The sequence below is a fragment of the Jiella marina genome (assembly GCF_024359545.1).
Lineage (GTDB): Bacteria > Pseudomonadota > Alphaproteobacteria > Rhizobiales > Rhizobiaceae > Jiella.
In genome coordinates, this window is record NZ_JAKQZG010000001.1 from 577,811 (window position 1) to 600,126 (window position 22,316).

A 22,316-nucleotide genomic window follows, 5' to 3' on the forward strand; every position below is an offset into this window, starting at 1 on the left:
CAGTTGAGGGAGTCTACCATGATCGAATGGATCATTATCCTGTTGGTGATTGCAGCGATCGCGAGCCTGCTCGGTTTCCGGGGCGTCGCAGGCGTTTCGGCCGGTATCGCGAAAATACTGATCTTTATTGTCCTGGTCGGGATCTTGCTGCTGCTGCTGTTCGGCGTGCTTGCTCTCGCCTGAACAGGATCGATCCCAGCCTGGAAGGCCGGCAATTGCAAAATTTTTGGCCAAAAAGTCGCAGCGGGCGGGAACCGACTTTTTTTCAAATAGTTGTCTAGGCATCTGCGAGCCGCGCGACCCTCGCGACCAAACTCGGGTCGCGCGGCATGTCTATCCCTACAATAGACGAAGGTATTCCTACCATGATCCGCAAGCTTTTGGCCACTACGGCAATCGCCGCCGTCCTGACGGCTCCCGGCGCGATGGCACAGGATTCGAGTGCCACCGATACCCAGACCCAGCAGCCGGCAGCGACGCAGGGCTCCTCTTCCCAGGAGATGGACGCAACGGGCGTCGCCTCGGAACAGCAGGCCTCCGCCGGTAACTATCTGCAGAACCTTTCGAGCGACCAGTATCTCGCATCGAACCTGACTGGTCAGTCGCTCTACGGGAGCGAAGGCGAAGATGCCGAGTCTATCGGCGACATCCAGAACTTCCTCGTGGGCAGCGATGGTAAGGTCGTCGCAGCCGTCGTGAGCGCGACTGTCGAAGACGAGTCCAAGGTCGTCGCCATCCCGTTCGATCAGATCGGCTGGACGATGGACCAGGACAACGAGGTCCGCGCGGTTCTGAAGGCCGATCCGAGCGAACTCGCCAGCGCACCGACCTTCATGACGCCCGCGGAGCAGGAAGCCCAGGCGCAGCAACAGCAGGCGGCCTCGACCGACAGCACCGGAATGGCGCCTGAGACCGGCACCGGGATGGCGAGCACCGACGCCGCTGGTTCCGGGGCGGCATCGGGTTCGTCCGATCAGCAGATGGCGTCCGACGACAGCGAGAACATGGCGGACGGCAAGACCGATCGTCAGACTGCGTCCTCCGAGGGCAGCTCGGGCGATTATCCCGCCAGTGTCGGGTCCGACCAGTATCTCACCGAAAATCTCATCGGCACCGGCGTCTACACCGGTCCGGGTGAAGATGCAGAGGATATCGGTGGCATCAATGACCTCGTCTTCGCCTCTTCGGGCGATGTCGACGCTGCCGTGATCGGCGTGGGCGGCTTCCTCGGAATTGGCGAGAAGGAAGTCGGCGTTCCGTTCGATCGCCTCGAGATGACCCGCAATGAAGATCAGGAACCGCTGATCACCGCAGCCCTGACCAGGGAAGATCTGGAACAGGCTCCGGACTTCTCGGGCGAGCGCTCATCGCAGCAGATGGCCGAGGGCGAGGCTCAGCAGCCCGCCGATGACGGTAGCCAGACGGGCGACCAGATGGCCGCTGCGACCGGTGCCGCCGCGGGCTCGGCTGCAGGCGCTGCCGATCAGGCGGGTGAAAACATGGAGCAGGCCGCTGACAACGCGGGCCAGGCCATGGAAAATGCCGGCGAAGCTGCGGTTCAGACGGCCGACAACGCCGCTGACGAAGCGGGTGAGGCCATGAACGAGGCTGGCCAGGCGACTGAGCAGGCCGCCAATGAAGCCGGTCAGGCCATGGACAACGCCGCCGACGAGGCTGCCCAGACCGCTGACAATGCTGCCGATGAGACCGGCGAGGCCATGAACGATGCCGCTCAGGCGACCGAGCAGGCCGCCAACGAAGCTGGCCAGGCCATGGAGAACGCCGGCGACCAGGCTGCTCAGACGGCCGACAATGCCGCTGACAGCATGACCGCCGAAACCGATGGCGCCATGGCCCAGAATGATAGCGGCATGGCGACGACCGGAACCATGGGCACCTCGGGTGATGTCGCCAGCACCGCTTCGACCGGTGGCAGCGACCTGCGCTCGCAGCTCAGCGAGGTCGAGGACAATGCTCAGCTGACTGCGGACGACCTGATGGGCACCACCGTCTATGGTCCGAACGACGAGACGGTCGGCGAGATCGGTGACATCGCCATGAGCGCCGAAGGTCAGGTCGATGCCGTCATCATCGATGTCGGCGGCTTCCTCGGGATTGGCGAAAAGCCGGTCGCGGTGGGCATGGATAACCTCTCCTTCATGCGCGACAACAACGGCTCGCTTTATCTCTACACGGAGTTCACCGAGGATCAGCTCGACAACGCTCCGGAGTACAACAGCGAGACCTACGCCGAGAACCGCGACACGATGCGGATCGAAAGCAACAGCGCTTCGGGCTCTTCGAGCGACCCGGCAGGAACTGCCGAAGCCAATTGAGAGTGACGGGGACGCTGGAGCAAATCAGCATCTCCCAGCCCAATGAACAGCCAGGCTCTTCTTGAGCTTCTTGAAGCCCGCCTCCTCAGGCGGGCTTTTTTCGTTCACGACATGATGATGGGGAGGCCATGCGGCTTCGCGTCATCGCGACCGAAATTCCGCTATTGATTACACTTCATTACACCTGCGAGCGGATTATCGTCGGATTGTTCGTTATGCTTGCGATTATGCGTTCAAGCACGCTCGGCCGCAATTTCGGAGTCCGCCACGCATGGCATTTCTACGGCAGATCGTCGTCACTCTGGTGATCCTCCTCGCCATGCTCGCCGCCTACATCAAGTTCGAGCCGGCAGCGGGGCGCGCCTTGCTGGCCCTCGACCTTCCGGCGCAGGCGTTGATCCGATCTGCCGTCTTGTGGATTGCCCCCGAAGCAGGCGAGCCGGTAACTGCCGACGCTTCCAGTGGTCGTGGCGGGCGCGGCCGCTTCGGCGGCGGGGGCGCGACACTGGTGGTGACCGATCCGGTCGAGATCAGCCGTACGCGGACGGAAATGCATGCGATCGGCACCGGCGAAGCCGCGCGTTCCGTCACCGTCTACCCCGATAACACCACCGGCATCATTGCCAGTGTCGGTGTCCGATCCGGCCAGGCCATTGCAGCCGGCGACGTTCTGGTCGAACTGGAACGCTCGACCGAGGAGCTGGCCGTCGACCGGGCTCGGATCGCTCTGGAAGCTGCCGAAGCCAAGCTCGAACGCTATCAGCGTCTCGCGCGGTCGCGCACGATCACCGCGGTCGAGGTCGAGGATGTCGTGCGCGAGCGCGACAATGCCCGTTTCGACCTGCGCTCTGCCCAGATCGCGCTCGACAAACGGACCATCAAGGCGCCGATCGACGGGCGTGTCGGCATCGTCTCCGTCGACCAGGGCGATCTCGTCAACAGCCAGACGGCGATCGCCACCATCGACGACCGCAGCCGGCTCAAGGTGATCTTCTACACACCGGAGAGCTTCGTCTCGGAACTTTCTGTCGGCCGGCCGGTCGAAGCCGTTTCCACCGCCCAACCCGACCGGGCCTATCAGGGCGAGATCAGCGCGATCGACAGTCGCCTCGACGAGGCGTCGCGGACCCTGCGGACCGAAGCCCTGATCGAAAATTCCGGGGATACGCTCCGGCCGGGCATGTCCTTCACCGTGTCGCTGTCGCTCGATGGCGATGAGTATCTCTCCGTCGATCCGATCTCGGTCGTATGGGAGCGTAGCGGTCCGATCGTTTGGAAGGTCGTCGACGGTCAGGCCACCAAAGCGCCGGTGCGCATCATCGAGCGAAACATCGACCGCGTTCTGATCGCTTCCGAGGATCTCGAGCCGGGAGACGCGGTCGTGGTCGAAGGCCTGCAGTCCATGCGGCCAGGCATCTCGGTTCGCACGCTGGATGATGCCGATAGCGAGGATACGGCACCTGTCGCGGAAAGGCCGAACGGCACCGCGGCCTCCGAGGATCGTCGGAGCGAACGCGTGTCCAACGATGGTACGACGGAACTCCAGCAGGAGGGCGTCTCATCCGGGATCGTCGTCGGAGCGGCGGTCGCCGAGGATATCGGCAACAGGACGCCGGGCGGCGGCTCCGGCGACGCGGCGACCAATGATGCCGGCACGGGAACCGTCCGGTGAACGAGACCCAGCGGATCGATGGTCTCACCGCCTTCACCAGCCTGTTCATTCGGCGGCCGGTGCTGACGATCGTCATCAACCTGTTGATCGTCGTGGCGGGCCTCGCCGCGCTCGGTGCCGTCGAGGTGCGCGAACTGCCGAATGTCGACCGTCCCGTCATTACGGTTTCTGTGGACTTCGAAGGGGCGAGCCCGGAAACGGTCGACCGGCAGATCACCAGCCAGATCGAGAGCGCGGTCGCGCGGGTTTCGGGCATCGAGTCCATGTCGTCGCAGTCGGAATTCGGCGACAGCCGGGTGACGATCGAGTTCTCCGAATCCACCGATCTCAACGTCGCGGCCAGCGATGTGCGCGATGCCGTCGGCCGGATCGCCCGGGCCCTGCCCGACGACGCCGACGAGCCACGCATCGTCAAGGCGGATTCCGACGCCCAGGCCATCATGCGCCTTGCGGTCACCGCGCGGGACATGAAGATCGAGGATCTGACGACCCTCGTCGAGGACCGGATTGCTGATCAGCTCGCCGCCGTCGACGGCGTCGCCGATCTTCAGGTCTACGGCGAGCGCGAGCGGCTCATCTATGTGGACATCGATCCCGACAAGCTCGCCACCCGCGGCCTGACGCTGGGGGCCGTCGCCGGCGCGCTGGAAAACGCCGCGATGGACGTACCCGCGGGCTCCCTCGCCTCGCCGAGCCAGGAACTGATCGTGCGGGCCGATGCCAACGTGTCGAGCCCGGAGGAATTCGAGGCGATCTTCCTCGACGACCGGACCCGCCTCGGCGACGTCGCCAGCGTGCGCTTCGGCCCCGACGAGGCGGGCTCCCAACTCCGGCGCAATGGCGAGATCGGCATCGGTCTCGGGGTCGTGCGCCAGGCGGGATCCTCGACCCTGGACATTTCCGATGGCGTGCGCCGCGAGGTGGAAGCGCTCAATCGCACCCTGCCCGAGGGCGTCACCGTGCAGGTGACGAGCGACGACGCCATCTTCATCAACGGCGCACTGCATGAGGTGCAGATCGCGATCGGCTTCGCCGTCGTGATCGTTGTCGCCGTGATCTTTCTGTTTCTTCTCAATCTGAGGGCGACGCTCGTGCCGGCGGTGACCATGCCGATCGCGCTGATCGGCGTCGTCAGCTTCATCTATCTCGCCGGCTTTTCGATCAACATCCTGACCTTGCTGGCGCTGGTGCTCGCCACGGGAATGGTGGTCGACGACGCGATCATCGTTCTCGAGAACATCGTGCGCCGCCGAGACATGGGGGCGACGCCCCAGGCCGCCGCCGTCATCGGCGCACGCGAGATGTTCTTCGCGGTCATCTCGACCACGGCGACGCTCGCGGCCGTCTTCGTGCCGATTTCCTTCCTGCCGGGTCAGGCGGGCGGCCTCTTTCAGGAATTCGGCTATGTTCTCGCAGCGGCCGTGGTGATCTCGTCCTTCATCGCTCTCACCCTCTGCCCGATGCTCGCCGCCACCTTCCTCAAGCCGCGCGAGGAGGAGAAGAAACCGGGCGTCTTTGCGCGATCCATCCGCGGTATCGGTGCGGGACTTGCCGGGCTCTATGCGCTCGCCCTGCGCTTCTGTCTGGCGTTTCCGATCGTCGTCATTGTCGGCATCGGTCTGTTTTCCTTCAGCGCCTACAACGTCTTCCAGTCGATGCCGCAGGAGCTGACGCCTTCGGAGGATCGGGCGGTCGTGCTCCTGATCGTCAGCGGCCCGCAAGGCGCAAGCCTCGACTATACCAACGCCCAGGTCCGCCGGATCGAAGACCTGCTGATCCCCTATGTGGACAGCGGCGAAGCCGACAATGTCTTCGCGATCACCGGCCGGGGCGGCGCAAATTCCGCCTTCATGGTGCTTAGCCTCGTCGACTGGGAAGATAGGGAACGCTCGCAACAGGAGATCGTCGGCGAGATCAACGGCAGGCTCCGCAACATCGCCGGCGTCCGGGCCTTCGCCATCCAGCCGAATTCGCTCGGCATCCGCGGCGGTGGGCGCGGCCTGCAATTCGCTATCGCCGGCCAGAATTTCGATCAACTGGCGGAAAGCGCCGACACACTTCTGGAGGCCATGCAGAAGGACGGTCGCTGGGGCACGGTGCGCCTGTCCGACGATGCGACCCAGCCGCAGCTTTCCGTGGTCATCGACCGTTCGCGCGCCTCCGATCTCGGCATCGACATCGATGGGCTCGCCACGGCCATGCAGGCGCTTCTCGACGGCCGTGAGATCGGCCGGACCTATATCGAGGACAAGCAGGTCCCCATCCGGCTGATCTCCTCCAGCGATCCGGTCAACGATCCGGGAGATTTGCGCAATGTCTTCCTCAAGGCGGGTGACGATCGGGTCGTTCCGATGTCGACCGTCGCCACGATCGAGGAAAAGCCGATCGCCCCGACGCTCTCGCGGGAAAACCGCAGCCGCGCGGTCGGCTTCACCGCGCAAATCGCAGACGACTACGCGATCCAGACGGCCTGGAACGATCTCCAGGTCTTCGCCGCCGATATCCTGCCCCCGACCCAGCGGCTGGTGCCACTGGCGGAAGCGGCCACGCTGACGGAAACCAACAACGGTCTGGCGCTGGTGTTCGGCTTTGCGATCGTCATCATCGTTCTGGTGCTCGCCGCTCAGTTCGAAAGCTTCGTTTCGGCCTTCATCATCATCTCCACCGTACCGCTTGGGGTGGCCTGTGCGATCTTCGCCCTCGCCTTCTTCGGTGAAAGCCTCAATCTCTACAGCCAGATCGGACTGGTGCTCCTCGTCGGGATCATGGCGAAGAACGGCATTCTGATCGTCGAGTTCGCCAATCAGCTCCGCGAACGCGGCAAGTCCGTGCGCGAGGCAATCGAGCAGGCCTCGCTTCTTCGCCTGCGGCCGGTGATGATGACCATGGTGGCGACCGTCGTGGGTGGCGTGCCGCTGGTGCTGGCCTCCGGAGCCGGCGCCGAGGCGCGCGTCTCGCTCGGCTACGTCATCGTCGGCGGGCTGGGGCTTGCCACCTTCTCGACCCTGTTCGTGACGCCGGTCGCCTATCTGATCCTCGGCCGGTTCTCGAAACCCGTGTCCGAGAAAACCGCTCAGCTCCACCAGGACATCGCCGCAGCGGAGTCTGCCGATACGACGAAGTCCGACGATCCGAATGAAGGTGCAGGACAGGCGCATCCCATGCCGGCAGAGTAGCGGATCGGCTCTTCCGGAAGCGGCCGGAGATCGCTAGAAGGCCGCCATGGCACCCCCTCCTCTTCTCCGCCTCGACGGCGCGGCCCTCACATTCGGCGGAACTCCGCTTCTGACCGGCGTGGAACTCAACGTTCTGCCCCAGGACCGGATCGCGCTTGTCGGCCGGAACGGCTCCGGCAAGTCGACGCTTCTCAAGATCGCAGCCGGCCAAGTCGAGCCGGATCGCGGCGAGGTGTTCCTCAAGCCGGGGATCACCTTGCGCTATCTGGCCCAGGAGCCGGATTTCGGCCGCTTCGAGACCGTCGGCGCCTATGTGTCGGATGGTCTCGGTCCGGCGGATGACCCCTATCGCGTCACCTTCCTTCTGGAATCTCTCGGTCTTTCCGAAGACATGGAGCCGAAAAACCTTTCCGGTGGCGAAGCACGGCGCGCGGCGCTCGCGAAAGCCATGGCGCCGGAGCCGGACATCCTCCTTCTCGACGAGCCCACCAACCATCTCGATCTGCCGACGATCGAATGGCTGGAATCGGAACTCGCGGCCATGAAGAGCGCCATTGTGGTGATCAGCCACGACAGGCGTTTTCTGGAAAACGTGACCCGCGCGACCGTCTGGCTCGATCGCGGGAGCGCGCGTCGGCTCGACGAGGGCTTTGCGAGCTTCGAGGGCTGGCGCGACAAGGTTCTGGAGGAGGAAGAACGAGACCTTCAGAAACTCGACCGCAAGATCGTGCGCGAGGAGCACTGGCTGCGCTACGGCGTCACCGCCCGGCGCACCCGCAACCAGCGCCGGCTGGAAGCGCTTCACACCATGCGCCGGGAGCGGCGCGAAGCGCGGCGTGCGGTCGGCCAGGTCAACATGCAGGCGTCCGAGACTCGCGAAAGCGGCAAGCTGGTGATCGAGGCGGAAGCGATCTCAAAGGCCTATGACGGCCGCGTTCTGGTCCAGGATTTTTCGACCCGCATCGGTCGCGGCGACCGGCTCGGCCTCGTCGGTCCGAACGGCGCGGGCAAGACGACGCTTCTCAAGATGCTGATCGGCGAACTTGAGCCGGATTCCGGCCGTGTGCGGCTCGGCACCAATCTCGATCTGGCCTTCCTCGACCAGAAGCGCGCCGCGCTGCGCGACGATCTGGGCGTCGCCGAAGCGCTGACCGATGGGCGCGGCGATCAGGTGATGGTCAATGGCGAGCCGCGCCATGTGGCCGGCTACCTGCGCGACTTCCTGTTCTCTCCGGAACAGATCCGCACGCCGGTCGGCAAGCTCTCTGGCGGCGAGCGGGCGCGCCTGCTGCTCGCCAAGACGCTGGCGACGCCGGCCAATCTCCTCGTCCTCGACGAGCCGACCAACGATCTCGACATGGAGACCCTCGATCTTCTGGAGGAACTGATCGCCGCCTATCCGGGGACCGTGCTCCTCGTCAGCCACGATCGCGACTTTCTCGACCGCACCGTCACCAGCGTGATCTCTCCCAACGGCAACGGCCAATGGCTCGAATATGCCGGCGGCTACACCGACATGCTGGCCCAGAAGCGGGAAGCCGATGCCGCAAAGCGCCCGACCAAGACCGCCTCTGACGGCGGCAAAAAGGCTGGAAACGCGGGTAAGCCATCGAGCGCGGCGCCAAAGCCTGCGGCAAGCAGCACGAAGCTTTCCTACAAGCAGAAATTCGCCCTCGAGACGCTGCCGAAGACGATTGCAGATCTGGAGAGCGCAATCGCCAAGGCGGAAGCGGAGATGGCCGATCCCAATCTCTATTCGGCCAAGCCCGAGCGCTTCAGGAAGCTCGCCTCGCTGATTGACGAGAAGCGCGCAGCGCTCGCCAAAGCCGAGGACGAATGGCTCGAGCTCGAAATGCTGAAGGCCGAACTCGAAAGCTGAGGCGGACCCCGGAGTCTTCTGAGGGTCCGCCTCGCGCCATTTGCACGCGTGCTATTCGGCCTTCATGTTGCCCATCGACTTGGCTTCACCCATGTCGTCGTGCTCCGTAGCGCCATGCATATCGGCGTCATGCTTGCCCGGCCGCATGGCGCCAACCGTATCGACGGTCAGTTCCACGGAAACCTCGCCCGCCTTCTCGAAGGTGAGCGTCAGGGGGATCCGCGTTCCCTCCTTGAGCGGCTCAGTCGGTTTCATCAGCATCAAGTGATAGCCGCCCGGCTTGAGAGTGACGCTTTCGCCCGCCGGAATCTCCAACCCGCCCTCGACCGGACGCATTTTCATCACGTCGCCGTCCATCGTCATTTCGTGAATTTCGACCGCCTCGGCAGCGGGCGTCGATCCCCCCACCAGACGGTCGGCGGTGTCGCCGGTGTTTTCGATGGTCATGTAGCCGCCGGCCACCGGCGCATTGGGAAGCGTGGCGCGGGTCCATGGATGGGCAATATGCAGGGCGCCGAGCTTGTAGTCATGGGCGCTTGCCGACGAGGCGAACGGAACGGCGGCGAGAAGCGAAGCGGCGATGAGCGCCGACTTGAAGACATGCATGGAAGTCTCTCCGATTGAATGATATTTTAGTGCGGCCCCACTGCGTGGGGCGCAGCGTCTCAGCCGAGACGCCGTTCAATCGGATCAAGGGGTGGCGCGCGGGACCGGAACCGCTGAAGCGGCGCCGCGCGCGGCATTTCGGGCGCCTCACGCGCGATCGGTCCGGCAACGACAAGATCGGATATAGGGCTGAAGGCGGACATCGCCGCCGGCGCGACGAAAGCCGGCGCAACGGGGCCGCCGCAAAGCATGGCGCAATCGCAATGCGGGCAGTGCGCAAGCCCCTGAGGCGCGGGGTCACCCGGGCTGGGCGAAACCGTCTCCCCGGAACAAAGCGTCTCAACCCCGGTCTGGAAAGACATGGTGGGACAGGACAAGCTCCCGGCCACGGCCTGAAAGACCAGCAACTCCGCCAGGATGACGGCAAGAGCTGCCGCCAGAGTCCTGTCGCGAAAGAGCCGTCGAAGCATGCGCATGTCCGGCTTCTGACAGACTGTTTGCCGGCTGTCACGTGCTTTCGAGCGCCCCCGTCAAGAGGACGCCCTTGGTCGTCTCCCGGCCCACCCGTGGACTCTGCCAAAGATTCGTGAAGTGCTTGAAGCGCAACGAGGCACCGGCTAGGCGAAAGTCATGTCGACAGCGCGCGCCCTTCCCCGCCTTTTCGTCTGGCCCCTCGCCTTACTCGTCCTCGCAGCAGCCTGGGCGACGTCCGCCCGGGCTTTTGAGACGACGGCCCCGACGGCGATCCTGATCGATGTCGGAACGAGCCGCGTGCTCTATGAGAAGAACGCAGACGAACCCATTCCGCCCGCAAGCCTCGCCAAGCTGATGACCGTCGCGGTCGTCTTCGACAAGATCGCCAGGGGTGAAGCAACCAAGGACCAGACCTTCGAGGTCTCGGAATACGCCTGGCGCACGGGCGGTGCGGGCTCCGGCGGCTCGACCATGTTCCTGCCGGTCGGCTCCACCGTCAGCCTGGACGATCTGATCAAGGGGCTCGTCGTTCAGTCGGGGAACGACGCGGCCATCGTCATGGCCGAGGGCCTGTCAGGCGGGATCGAGGCTTTCGCCGAGGAAATGAACGCACTTGCCGCGAAGATCGGCCTCTCCCACTCCCATTTCGTCAATCCGCACGGCCTGCCCGCCCCCGGACAGCAAGTCACGATGCGCGATCTGGCGGTGCTCGCCGAATACCTGATCAAGACCTTTCCGGACGAGTACCCGCTCTTCTCGCAGGAGAGCTTCACCTACAACAAGATTACGCAGAAGAACCGCAATCCCCTGCTCCAGTTGGGAGCCGACGGGCTGAAGACTGGCCACACCGCAGCCTCCGGCTATGGCCTCGTTGCCTCGGCATCCAAGGATGGCCGGCGCATCGTGCTGGCCATGTCAGGCATGGATTCGTCGGAGGAGCGGGCGCGCGAGGCGAGCCGGTTGATGAATTTCGGCCTGCAGGATTTCGAGGAAGTCACGCTCATTGAAGCCAACGCGCCGGTGGGCGAAGCTACGGTTCGCGGCGGCACGAGCAGCAGTGTCACCCTCGTGGCCGAGGAACCGCTCAAGATGCTCGTGCCGCGGGGCAGTCTGGCAGACGTTTCCCGGCAGATCGTCGACAACGGCCCACTCCCCGCGCCGGTCGCCGAGGGGCAACGCGTCGGCTGGGCGGTGTTTTCGCGCGGCGACGAAACGCTCCGTCAGGTGCCGCTTTATGCGGAGTCCGCCGTGCCGCGGGAGAACCTCTTCATGCGGATCGCCGACACGATCGTGGGCCATCTCTCGTGGGAGGCACGCTGATCCGGGACTTGCGCCTGTCATTCAGCAAGTGGCGCGAGATCACCGAATTGGCTTGACGCGCGGCGTCTAAACACCGATATGAGCTTCGTCACGCCGTGATCGCGCGATCGTCGTTCAGACTGCTTCTCCTGAAAACTCGAAGCCACCCGACGACTTCGGATCGGTCTTGCTGCCTTCAGGCCGCAAACCTGCCCGACACGGCCCGCCGAGACGTCCGCCCGCGCGAAGACGATCGGCACTATCGAAGGGAACGAACCGTTCCCGCCGCATTCAAAGGCACAGTTTGACTCATCAAGATTTCACGGCGTTCGGCCTGGCCGATACGCTCGTCGCCGCACTTGCGCGCGCCGACATCCATCAACCCACTCCTATCCAGGGCCAGGCGATCCCGCCGGTCATGGAAGGCCGCGACGTTCTCGGAATCGCCCAGACCGGCACCGGCAAGACCGCTGCCTTCCTGCTTCCGATCCTTCATTCCCTGATCCAGAAGGGCGGGCGCCCGGCGCCGAAGACGGCGAAGGTCCTCGTCCTGACGCCGACCCGCGAGCTCGCCTCGCAGATCGCCGACAATGTGAAGACCTACACCGACGGCACGAAAATCAGCCATACGACGGTCTTCGGCGGCGTTTCCATCCGCCCGCAGATCGAGAAGCTTCGCCGCGGCCTCGACGTTCTCGTCGCGACGCCCGGACGGCTCCTCGACCTCATCCAGCAGAATGCCGTCGACCTTTCGCAGGTTCGCCACGTGGTTCTCGACGAGGCCGACCGGATGCTCGACATGGGCTTCGTGCGCGACGTCATGAAGATCGTCCGCGAACTGCCGAACGAGCGCCAGTCGCTCCTGTTCTCGGCCACCATGCCGAAATCGATCGAGGAGCTCGCAGCACGCATCCTGACCAAGCCGGTGCGCGTCGAGGTGACGCCGGAAGTCGTCACCGTCGAGAAGATCGCCCAGAGCGTCTATCTGGTTCCCCAGAAGGCGAAGAAGCTCTGGCTGATCGACCAGCTTGGCAAGCCCGACTATTCGCGGGTGGTGATCTTCACGCGCACCAAGCATGGTGCCAACCGGCTGACCGGCGATCTGGAAAAGGCTGGCATCACTGCGCTGGCGATCCATGGCAACAAGAGCCAGGCCGCCCGGCAGAAAGCGCTTGCGCAGTTCCACAAGGGCGATGCGCAGGTGCTTGTCGCCACCGACATCGTGGCGCGCGGCATCCATGTGGACGACATCAGCCATGTGGTGAATTTCGATCTGCCGGAAGAGCCGGAAAGCTACGTGCACCGCATCGGCCGCACCGCGCGCGCCGGACGCTCGGGCGTCGCGGTTTCGCTGGTCGACCCGTCCGAGCGCTCGAAGCTCAAGGCGATCGCGCGCCTCACCCGCCAGACGCTGGAGCCGATCGACGCCGGCTACGAGATCCCCGCGGGTAGCGCGGCCGACTCCGAAGGCGATGGCCGCCGGAACCAGGCGCCACGCAATCGCAACCGCCGCGGCGGCAAGCCCGGCGCCTCGTCGCGGCCCCGGTCCAAACCGGCAGGCGCGGAGAAGAGCGGCAACAATGGCGGTCGGTCCCGGCAGGGTGGCCGCCGCCGCTCGGGCGGTTCGGAACGCCGCGCCGCAAGCGGCGGCTGATCGCTTCAGGCTGGATAACCAGTCGTCCGGAAGGCGGTGAAATCCGCATAGCGACCGGAATTTGCGGGTCGCGGCGTATACTCCGTCTCTCCTGCGACAGGCATGGCAATCGCTCTCGGCGGCGGCGGGCTTCGGCCCGTCCGCCGCCGTTCTGTTTCGGCCTCAGCCGATCAGGATGATGCGGCAGTCATTGACGTTCGTGTGGGTGGGACCCGGCTCGTAGAGATCGCCGACTGCCGTGAAGAAGCCGGTCGAATCATTGGTCGCGAGCGCCTCCTTCGGGTCGACGCCAGCGCTGCGCGCCCGCTCGAGCGTCGAGGGCAACACAAAGGCGCCGGCCGGATCCGTGGCCAAGCCCGTTCCCCCGTCGGTACCATCCGTGTCCCCGGAGAGCGCAGCGATTCCCTCGACGCCGCCGAGGGCGATCGCCAGCGCCAGAGCGTATTCCTGGTTCGGGCCGCCCCTGCCCTCGCCACGGATCGTCACGGTGAGCTCACCGCCGGACAGGATTGCTCGTTTCTGACCCTGCTCACGCGCGGCAAGGGCTAGCTTCGCGTGCTCGCCCGCGACCTCTCGGGCTTCCCCTTCGATGTCGCCACCGAGATTGTCGACCGTATAGCCCGCCTCCTGCGCGGCCTTCGCGGCGGCGTCGAGGGCCATGGCAGGAGTGGCCACGATTTCGAAGCTTGCGCCCTCGAACATCGGATCCCCCGGCTTCGGCGTCTCGTTTGCCGGATCGTTCAGCGCGGCCGAACAGCTCGGCGGAAGCGAAATGCCGCGCCGTTCGACGATCGCCCGTGCATCGGCCAGCGTCGTCGAATCGGGCACCGTCGGACCGGAGGCAATCACGCTCGGATCGTCGCCCGGCACGTCGGAAATCGCCAGCGTGACCAGCTTCGCACCGCCGGCGCGTGCGGCGGCGGCCAGGCGGCCGCCCTTGATCTGGGAGAGATGCTTGCGGACGCAGTTGATCTCGCTGATCCCCGCGCCGCTTCTGAGCAAGGCCTTGGCCACGGCCTGCTTGTCGGCGAGCGAGATCCCCTTGGCCGGCAGCAGCCAGTTGGCCGAACCTCCGCCCGAAATCAGCGCAAGCACCAGATCGTCCGACGTCGCTCCCGCGGTGAGTTCCAGGACCTCGGCGGTCGCCGCAAGGCCTTCCTCGCTCGGGACCGGATGCCCGGCCTCGACCACGCGGATCGGTCCGGCCGGCAGCGCATAACCCTCGCGCGTCACGGCGACGCCAGTGATGCGCGCGGGGTCGAGCCCGGCCTTCTCGTGATAATGCACGAAGGCCGCGGCGGCCATCGAGGCTGCGGCCTTGCCGGCCGCCAGCACGATGATGCGCCCTTGTGGTGGCTCCGGCAGATGAGCAGCCAGAATCTTTTCCGGATGTGCAGCCTCGACCGCGGTCGAAAAGATCGTCTCGAGCTCCTGCTTCGCGCGCGCTTCGTCCATGCTCGTCTCCTCCGTGAGAGCCCCCTCGAAATCGCATAGCGCCTATGGGGGCAAAAATGGTCGCACCTGCCTCGCGCGGTGTTGCGGGATCGCTACATTGGGTGCAAACCCCGTCCATCCGAAACAATCGGGAGCCATCCCATGTTCGAGGGCTTCGATCCGGTCAATCTGGCCCGTTTCCAGTTCGCCTTCACGGTCTCGTTCCACATCATCTTCCCGGCCTTCACGATCGGCCTGGCGTCCTATCTGGCGGTCCTGGAAGGCTTGTGGCTCGCGACCGGCAAGCCGGTCTACATGGACACCTTCAAGTACTGGGTAAAGATCTTCGCCGTCTCCTTCGGCATGGGCGTCGTCTCCGGTATCGTGATGAGCTACCAGTTCGGGACGAACTGGTCGGTCTTTTCGGACAAGACGGGACCGGTCCTCGGCCCCCTGATGGGCTACGAGGTCCTCTCGGCCTTCTTCCTCGAAGCGGGCTTCCTCGGCATCATGCTGTTCGGCCAGAAGCGCGTCGGCAATGGCTTGCATTTCTTCGCCACCCTGGTGGTGGCGGTCGGCACGCTGTTCTCCGCCTTCTGGATCCTGTCGGTGAACTCCTGGATGCACACGCCGCAAGGCTTTTCCATCGCTCCGTACGTCCCCATCGAAACCGCACCCTGGGTTGCGGACACGGTGGCGAGCGGTACGTCCGTCTTGCCCGATGCACCGACGGGCGGACAGTTCGTCCCCGAAGACTGGTGGGCTATCGTCTTCAACCCGTCATTCCCGTACCGTTTTGTGCACATGGTGCTGGCCGCCTATCTCACCACGGCCTTCGTCGTGGGCGGAGTCGGCGCGTTCCATCTCCTGCGCAATCGCTACAATCAGAGTGCCCGCACCATGTTTTCCATGGCGCTCTGGATGGCGACGATCGTAGCGCCGATCCAGATCTTCGCGGGCGACCAGCACGGGCTGAACACGCTGGAATACCAGCCGGCCAAGCTCGCGGCGATGGAGGGTCATTTCGAGACCAATGTCGACGGCCCGATGGGTCTCACCATCTTCGGCATCCCCAACATGGAAACCGCGGAAGTCGACTACGAGGTGAAGCTTCCCTATCTCGGTTCGCTGATCCTCACCCATAGCTGGGACGGCGAAATCAAGGGGCTGAAGGAGTTCCCCCGCGACGAATGGCCGAATTCGACGGTGGTCTTCTGGACCTTCCGGGTCATGGTCGCGATCGGTTTCGCCATGCTCGGCATCGGCCTCTGGTCGCTCTTCAAGCGCTTCCGGGGAAGCCTGTACGATTCAGAGTGGCTGCAACGGGCGATGATCGCCATGTCGCCGGCCGGCTTCATCGCCGTTCTCTGCGGCTGGGTGACGACGGAGATGGGCCGTCAGCCCTACACCGTTTACGGGCTTCTCCGGACCGCCGAGAGCCATTCGCCGATCGGTGCGCCGGCGGTCGGCGCTTCCCTCGTCGCCTTCATCATCGTCTATTTCCTGCTTTTCGGCGCGGGGACCTTCTATATCCTGCGTCTGATGGGCAAGGCTCCGACGCCCTTCGAGGATGAAACGCCGCACCATCCGACCCGGGCGGCGGGCATCACGCCCGCCCCCTCCCTCGAAGGCCGGCGCGCGCCGGACCCGGCAGAATAGGGAGACGCATGATGGATCTCGCAGTCCTCTGGGCGTTTCTGATCGCCTTTGCCGTCGTCGCCTATGTCATCCTCGACGGTTTCGACCTCGGCACAGGCATCCTCTTCCCGCTGCTCGGGCGGCACGAAAACCGCGACGTCGCGATGAACTCCGTCGCCCCGATCTGGGACGGCAACGAGACATGGCTTATCCTCGGCGGCGGCGGCCTGTTTGCCGTGTTTCCGCTGGCCTATGCCATCATCATGCCGGCGATCTACGCGCCGATCATCGCCATGTTGCTGGGGCTCATCTTCCGAGGTGTCGCCTTCGAATACCGCTTCAAGACGGTTCGCGGCCGCTGGATGTGGGACGCCTCCTTCTTCCTCGGCTCGTTCGTCGCGGCCTTCTGTCAGGGCGTGGCCCTTGGTGCTCTGGTTCAGGGAATCGAGGTCGAAGGCCGCGCCTATGCCGGCGGATGGTGGGACTGGCTCACCCCGTTCACGATGATGACGGGCGTCGCCGTCGTCGTCGGCTACACGCTCCTCGGCGCGACCTGGCTGGTAATGAAGACCGAAGGCGAGGTGCACGATCTGGCCCGCCGCTACGCCTACTTCTTCGGCGTCTCCACCCTTGTCGCGATCGCCGTCGTCAGTGCCTGGATGCCGTTCGAGCAGGCCGAATTCTACATCCGCTGGTTCACGCTGCCGCAGTTCTTCTACGTGGCCTGGGTGCCACTCCTTGTGGCTCTGGCCGCCTTCAGCCTCTTTCAGGCTCTCTGGTCAGGCAAGCACCATCGACCGTTCCTGTCGGCCCTGGCGCTGTTCCTGTTGTGCTTCGTCGGGCTCGGGATCAATTTCTATCCCCACATCATCCCGCCGGACGTCACCATCTGGCAGGCGGCAGCTCCCGAATCCAGCCTGAAGTTCCTGCTGGTCGGAGCGGCGGTGCTGATCCCGGTCATTCTGGCCTACACCGCCTTCGCCTACTGGATCTTCCGCGGCAAGGTGCGCGAGGGCGAGGGTTACCATTGACCCCCGACGATGTCAGACGGGAAAGCCGCGGTCCGGCTTGGAAACGCATTGCGTGGTTCGTCGGGCTCTGGGCCGGGAGCGTCGCGCTGATCGGGGTCGTCGCCTACGGGATCAGGCTTGTCCTGATCGGCTGACGATTGGGAGCGAACCGCTCACTTCGGGCGGACGAAGCGATCTCGTTCGGCTTCGCAGGCCGAACGGACGGCGCACCCCTCGATGTGATCGTTGACGAAGCCCATGGACTGCATGAAGGCATAGACCGTCGTCGGGCCGACGAAGGTGAAGCCGGCCTTCTTCAAGGCCTTGGAAAGGCGCGTCGAGGCGGGGCTCGACGGGGTCGCGCGGAGGAACTCGGCAGTCACCGCGTGCGGGCGTTCCTCGGCGGACGGCTCGAAAGACCAGAGAAAGGCGGCGAGCGAGCCATGATCTGCCTGGAGTTCGCGCGCCCGACGGGCATTGTTGATCGCCGAGGCGATCTTGCCGCGATGGCGCACGATTCCAGGGTCAGCCAGAAGGCGCTCGATGTCCCGGTCATTCATCTCGGCCACGCGGGCGATCGAAAAACCGTGGAACCCGGAGCGGAAGGCCTCGCGCTTGCGCAGGATGGTCAGCCAGGAGAGCCCGGCCTGAAACCCTTCGAGGCATAGCTTCTCGAACAGGCGATCGTCATCGGCAGCGGGCCGCCCCCACTCCTCGTCATGATAGCGACGATAGAGCGGGTCGTCCCCGTGCCAGGAACAGCCCCGGGTCCCGTCTTCCCGCAGGATCAGCCCGCCAGCGATGTCCTGTCCCTCTGCCATGATGGTCTCATGGCATCAGGCCAGACGCGTGACAAGCAAGATCGAGGGGAATGACGGCAAGGCGCTCTCGCGGCGAAGACCCCCGCCTCTCAGGCGTCGGTCAGACGAGCGCTGCCACAGCGGTATTGCTTGACATACCATTTCGGCCGGCCGCGCATGTAGTTCGCGGCAGCAGCCTGGCCGAACAGCGCGCATTGCATGATCGAGCCGTCGAAGGCGACGTCTTCCTTGTGACAGTCGGTCGGATTGGAATTCAGGCACAACAAGAGGGTCAGGGAGATCATCGATCTGCTCCGTAAAGGCCGCTCCTCCTGACGCGGCGGGTCGTGGTTCCGTCCGTCCTCCGCCCGGACCTGGCTATTCCTTCGAGCGCCATCCCTGTCGCCGCCCCGTCCGCCGAAGCGGCACGGTCGCAGCCCATTTGTCGTCTCGCGGCTCTTGCGGCCGCTGGTTCATCCGGCCAGTGGAACGACCAGATGAGGACAGGCTTGCGAAAATGCTGCAATGCACAATGCCCAAGTAAAGGGCATTTTGCTAGACAGCCCATTTTTCCATCTCTTGCTTGCCCAAAGCATGCCGTGCCGCGCCTGCAAGCTGGTACCCGGGAATGAGCCGCACCCCCGGCGCGACGAGCCCTGGCGACACTCGAAACCCTTCATTAACCCTATGAAATGGTTTCCTGTTCTGCGTCGATGAGACGACCGCCGGTTAACCATTCGATTGCCGTTTCAGGTGAGACTTTGCCGTATCGGCCTGGTCACACCGCGGCCGAATGTCACACGAGGAGACTGGCATGCATCGAAACATCGCCCTCGCCGCGATGGTGCTGGCGGCTGGCTTCGGCACAGCCGGGACGGCCAAGGCCGAGGACCGCTATCGCTCCAGGCCCGCCGTCACGATCGCACCGGGCATCGGAAGCCCCTGGCTTCTGCAATTTGCCTCACCCAGCGGTGTCGTCCTGGACGCTCGCCGGCCCGGTTCCGGCGGGTCGGCCAATGTGCATGCGGCGTATCGCGCTCCGTCGACCCCCGACCCCGCGACGCGCAATGTCCGTCCCTCGCAGATGATCGCGCCGGAATTCCTGCCTCAGCAGGTCGCCTATCACGGCAGGGAGAAGCCCGGCACGATCGTGATCGATTCCAAGGCCCGCCTCCTCTACCTCGTCGGCCAGAACGGCACGGCCCGGCGCTATGGCGTCGGCGTCGGCAAGCCGGGCTTTCGCTGGAGCGGCACCCACCGCATCACCCGCAAGGCCGAGTGGCCGGGCTGGACGCCGCCGCCGCAGATGATCGCCCGCGAGCGCAAGAAGGGCCGCATTCTGCCCGCTCACATGAAGGGTGGCATCGCCAATCCGCTGGGCGCGCGCGCCCTCTATCTCGGATCGACGCTCTACCGCATCCATGGAACCAACCAGCCGTGGACCATCGGTCGTTTCGTCTCCTCGGGCTGCATTCGCATGCGCAACGAGGACGTTACCGATCTCTACGAACGCGTCGGTGTGGGAACCAAGGTCGTGGTGCTCTGACGTTTGACGCGGAAATCACAAACAGTTCATCACAGATGACGGAACGGCATGGATCGTTTGGCCGATCAGGGCGTTCCGAACATGGCAAAACGGTGTCTTGACTGTGTCGCGATCATGACAGTCCAGGCCGGGTGCCCAAACTGACCCGACCATCAAGGCGGGCATATCTATCAAAACACGTCGTAATGACGGGCAGGAGATCGAGAATCATGGGACCGATGAAGACAATCGGATTGGCCATTGCGGCCGTGGGTATGTTTGCTGGTCTGGCCAGCGAGGCGTCTGCCGAGACGGTGCAGCGCTACAACTACGCGACCCGCTCGTTTGAGACGGTGGACGCCAACAGGCTGCATCACCGGGCGCAGAAGACCCGCCGCCCCGCCGCCCAGTTCATGCGCAAGCAGGTGCGCATCCAGACGGCCGAAAAACCCGGCACGGTCATCGTCGATTCGAGCCGCCGCTATCTCTATTTCGTCGAGGGTAATGGACTGGCCACGCGCTATGGCGTCGGCGTCGGTCGCGAAGGCTTCGGCTGGTCCGGTACGATGAAGGTGGGCCGCAAGGCGGAGTGGCCGGGCTGGACGCCCCCGAAGGCGATGATCATCCGTGAGCGCAAGAAGGGCCGCAATCTGCCGGCCTATATGGAAGGTGGCCCTGCCAACCCGCTCGGCGCCCGCGCCATGTATCTCTACCGCGGCGGTCGCGATTCCCTGTTCCGGATCCATGGCACCAATCAGCCCTGGACGATCGGCCAGCAGATGTCCTCGGGCTGCATCCGCATGATGAACCAAGATGTGGAACATCTCTACAGCCGCGTTCCCGTGGGCTCCAAGGTCGTCGTCATCGGCCCTGACGGCCGCGGTGCGAACCGGATCTATTCCGAACTCGGAGCCGCTGCGGCACCGAACCTCCTCGATGTCCTCTTCGGGGGCTGAACCGGCCTCGATTGAATGAACTGACCTCCTCTGCCCGCGTCGCTCGTTCCTCCAGGCGAGCGGCGCGGTTCGCGTTTGAAGGGCAGACGTCCATTCGGCGGACCTCAGCGCGGCCATTGCCCTTGTTCGCCGGGCGACCTTGCGCTATAGCGCCCTTGTCCGCGCAGACACCCTTGGAGGCAGCGCGGAGTTGAGCGGTCCTTGCGAAAGGTCCGCTTTTCGTCGTTTCGGGCATGGGGCCCGGACGACCCCTCGATTCGAAAAAGGACGTAACGCCATGCACCAGACCTTCACGGTCAAGGCCGAGGCGCGCGACAAGGTCGGCAAGGGGGCCGCCAGATATCTGCGCCGCAACAACATGATTCCCGCCGTCATCTATGGCGGCAAGGAACAGCCGCTCCCGATCGCGATCCCCTACAAGGAAACCAACTTGGCGCTCCACGCCGGTGGCTTCATGACGAACATCGCGACAATCGAGGTCAACGGCAAGCAGATCAAGGTTCTGCCGAAAGACTACCAGCTCGAGCCGGTTCGCGACTTCCTGATGCACGTGGATTTCCTCCGCGTTTCCGAGAGCACGCGGGTTACGGTCAACATCCCCGTTCACTTCGAGAACGAGGACGACTGTGCGGGCATCACCCGCGGCGGCACGTTGAACGTCGTTCGCCACGAGGTCGAAGTCGAAGCGCCCGCGGGAAGCATCCCCGAATATTTCACGATCGACCTGTCCGGCCTGGATATCGGCGATTCCGTTCATGCCTCGGCGCTGGACCTGCCGAAGGGCGTCGAACTGACCATCACCGACCGCGACTTCACCATCGCCACGATCGCGACGCCGGCAGCGCTGCGTTCGGAGGAAGAAGAGGGTGACATCGACGAAGGCGAGGCACCGCAGGACGACGAGGTCGAGCAGACCGAAGTCACCGAGCAGCGCGCCCAGACCGTCGAAGGCGAGACCAAGGCGAACGAAGAGTAAGCCGGGTCCGTACCCTTTCATGCAAGACGACGGCCGGGCAATGTCCGGCCGTTTTCGTATGAGGCCAATCTCTGAAGACCGCCGGCGCGCCGCGGCGCCCGACCCGATAAGGGAGTTCGACGATGCTTCTGATCGCCGGCCTGGGCAATCCCGGGCCACGCTATGTCGGCCACAGGCACAATATCGGCTTCATGAGCGTCGACGAAATCGCCCGGCAGGCAAATTTCCCCGCCTTTTCCAAGAAGTTTGCCGGAGAAGTCACCGAGGGCCAGATCGGCGGCGAGAAGGTGCTCCTCCTGAAGCCCCAGACCTTCATGAATGAATCAGGCCGCTCGGTCGGAGAGGCCGCCCGCTTCTACAAGCTGGAGCCCTCGCAGATCATTGTGATCCATGACGAACTCGACCTCGCGCCGGGCAAGCTCCGGGTCAAGACCGGCGGCGGTCATGGCGGCCATAACGGCTTGAAGTCGATCGACGCCCATCTTGGCACGAAGGACTATCGCCGGGTGCGCCTCGGTATCGGACATCCCGGTCGCAAGGAGGCGGTGAACCCGCACGTCCTCGGCGATTTCTCGAAAGCCGACCGGGAATGGCTCGAGCCGTTTCTCGAGGCGATCGCCCGCAATGTCGAGAGCCTGGTGAAGGGCGACGACGGCCTGTTCATGAACAAGGTCAGCGTCGCCACCGGCGGCCGCGAAGAACCCGCCGGCGCCAGGGGATCCGGCTTGGCGAAGCCGGCACCGAAGGCGAAAAGCCATATCCATCAGGCCCGCTCGCCGAAGCCATCGGTCAAAGTGCCCGAGAAGGGACCGATGGCGGAGATGCTGAAGCGGATGTTTGGCGGGAAGGATTGAGCGGTCCCCGCACCCTCGCCAGAACCA

The 22,316-nt window shown here is 64.5% G+C and carries 18 protein-coding genes; 14 read left to right on the top strand and 4 right to left on the bottom strand.

Annotated features, from left to right (window positions below; all coding sequences use genetic code 11):
- Nucleotides 1–18 precede the first annotated feature (18 nt).
- The 5 genes from MF134_RS02720 to MF134_RS02740 all read left to right on the top strand — a co-directional run bounded on the left by MF134_RS02720 (nt 19) and on the right by MF134_RS02740 (nt 9,063).
- The gene (locus tag MF134_RS02720; RefSeq protein WP_255337842.1) at nt 19–183 is read left to right on the top strand and encodes a DUF1328 family protein; all 165 of its coding nucleotides are present in this window, start codon (nt 19–21) and stop codon (nt 181–183) included.
- A 182-nt stretch (nt 184–365) separates the two neighbouring features.
- Nucleotides 366–2,336, top strand: a complete 1,971-nt coding sequence (locus MF134_RS02725) for a PRC-barrel domain-containing protein (RefSeq protein WP_255337843.1) — start codon at nt 366–368, stop codon at nt 2,334–2,336.
- A 271-nt stretch (nt 2,337–2,607) separates the two neighbouring features.
- Entirely contained in the window at nt 2,608–4,008 is a 1,401-nt protein-coding gene (locus tag MF134_RS02730; RefSeq protein ID WP_255337844.1) for an efflux RND transporter periplasmic adaptor subunit, read from the top strand.
- The gene (locus tag MF134_RS02735; protein WP_255337845.1) at nt 4,005–7,184 is read left to right on the top strand and encodes an efflux RND transporter permease subunit; all 3,180 of its coding nucleotides are present in this window, start codon (nt 4,005–4,007) and stop codon (nt 7,182–7,184) included. Before MF134_RS02730 ends, MF134_RS02735 begins: the two co-directional genes overlap by 4 nt.
- Before the next feature lie 46 nt (nt 7,185–7,230).
- Complete coding sequence (locus MF134_RS02740; protein WP_255337846.1) at nt 7,231–9,063, top strand: ATP-binding cassette domain-containing protein; 1,833 nt, start codon at nt 7,231–7,233, stop codon at nt 9,061–9,063.
- A gap of 51 nt (nt 9,064–9,114) precedes the next feature.
- Here the strand turns inward: MF134_RS02740 and MF134_RS02745 are convergent, their stop codons facing one another.
- On the bottom strand, nt 9,115–9,669 hold the full coding sequence (locus MF134_RS02745) for a copper chaperone PCu(A)C (protein WP_255337847.1): 555 nt from the start codon (nt 9,667–9,669) through the stop codon (nt 9,115–9,117).
- A gap of 630 nt (nt 9,670–10,299) precedes the next feature.
- Between MF134_RS02745 and MF134_RS02750 the strand changes: the two genes are divergently transcribed.
- Both MF134_RS02750 and MF134_RS02755 read left to right on the top strand, forming a co-directional pair.
- A complete protein-coding gene (locus MF134_RS02750) occupies nt 10,300–11,463 on the top strand; it encodes a D-alanyl-D-alanine carboxypeptidase family protein (protein ID WP_255337848.1) in 1,164 nt (387 codons plus the stop codon).
- A 283-nt stretch (nt 11,464–11,746) separates the two neighbouring features.
- Nucleotides 11,747–13,096: a DEAD/DEAH box helicase gene (locus MF134_RS02755; protein WP_255337849.1), complete on the top strand. Its 1,350-nt coding sequence runs from the start codon at nt 11,747–11,749 to the stop codon at nt 13,094–13,096.
- Nucleotides 13,097–13,258: 162 nt separating this feature from the next.
- Here the strand turns inward: MF134_RS02755 and MF134_RS02760 are convergent, their stop codons facing one another.
- Nucleotides 13,259–14,551, bottom strand: a complete 1,293-nt coding sequence (locus MF134_RS02760; protein ID WP_255337850.1) for a glycerate kinase type-2 family protein — start codon at nt 14,549–14,551, stop codon at nt 13,259–13,261.
- A 141-nt stretch (nt 14,552–14,692) separates the two neighbouring features.
- Here MF134_RS02760 and MF134_RS02765 point away from each other — a divergent pair, with 141 nt between their 5' ends.
- Genes MF134_RS02765 through MF134_RS02775 form a run of 3 tightly spaced genes read left to right on the top strand, consistent with a single transcriptional unit; the run spans nt 14,693 to nt 17,333 of the window.
- The gene (locus MF134_RS02765; RefSeq protein ID WP_255337851.1) at nt 14,693–16,189 is read left to right on the top strand and encodes a cytochrome ubiquinol oxidase subunit I; all 1,497 of its coding nucleotides are present in this window, start codon (nt 14,693–14,695) and stop codon (nt 16,187–16,189) included.
- 11 nt (nt 16,190–16,200) lie between these two features.
- Entirely contained in the window at nt 16,201–17,199 is a 999-nt protein-coding gene (gene cydB, locus MF134_RS02770; protein ID WP_457589939.1) for a cytochrome d ubiquinol oxidase subunit II, read from the top strand.
- Entirely contained in the window at nt 17,196–17,333 is a 138-nt protein-coding gene (locus MF134_RS02775; RefSeq protein ID WP_255337853.1) for a DUF2474 domain-containing protein, read from the top strand. The genes cydB and MF134_RS02775 overlap by 4 nt, the downstream gene beginning before the upstream one ends.
- An 18-nt stretch (nt 17,334–17,351) precedes the next feature.
- On the opposite strand, the gene MF134_RS02780 is transcribed toward MF134_RS02775, so the two are convergent.
- Both MF134_RS02780 and MF134_RS02785 read right to left on the bottom strand, forming a co-directional pair.
- Entirely contained in the window at nt 17,352–17,999 is a 648-nt protein-coding gene (locus tag MF134_RS02780) for a DNA-3-methyladenine glycosylase I (protein ID WP_255337854.1), read from the bottom strand.
- Between the two features lie 89 nt (nt 18,000–18,088).
- Complete coding sequence (locus MF134_RS02785; protein ID WP_255337855.1) at nt 18,089–18,283, bottom strand: hypothetical protein; 195 nt, start codon at nt 18,281–18,283, stop codon at nt 18,089–18,091.
- A 509-nt stretch (nt 18,284–18,792) separates the two neighbouring features.
- On the opposite strand from MF134_RS02785, the gene MF134_RS02790 reads away from it, so the two are divergent.
- The 4 genes from MF134_RS02790 to pth all read left to right on the top strand — a co-directional run bounded on the left by MF134_RS02790 (nt 18,793) and on the right by pth (nt 22,289).
- Nucleotides 18,793–19,524: a L,D-transpeptidase gene (locus MF134_RS02790; RefSeq protein ID WP_255337856.1), complete on the top strand. Its 732-nt coding sequence runs from the start codon at nt 18,793–18,795 to the stop codon at nt 19,522–19,524.
- Nucleotides 19,525–19,742: 218 nt separating this feature from the next.
- Entirely contained in the window at nt 19,743–20,459 is a 717-nt protein-coding gene (locus MF134_RS02795; protein ID WP_255338018.1) for a L,D-transpeptidase, read from the top strand.
- 277 nt (nt 20,460–20,736) lie between these two features.
- On the top strand, nt 20,737–21,435 hold the full coding sequence (locus tag MF134_RS02800; protein ID WP_255337857.1) for a 50S ribosomal protein L25/general stress protein Ctc: 699 nt from the start codon (nt 20,737–20,739) through the stop codon (nt 21,433–21,435).
- 122 nt (nt 21,436–21,557) lie between these two features.
- Nucleotides 21,558–22,289, top strand: a complete 732-nt coding sequence (pth, locus tag MF134_RS02805; protein ID WP_255337858.1) for an aminoacyl-tRNA hydrolase — start codon at nt 21,558–21,560, stop codon at nt 22,287–22,289.
- The last annotated feature ends 27 nt before the right edge of the window (nt 22,290–22,316 follow it).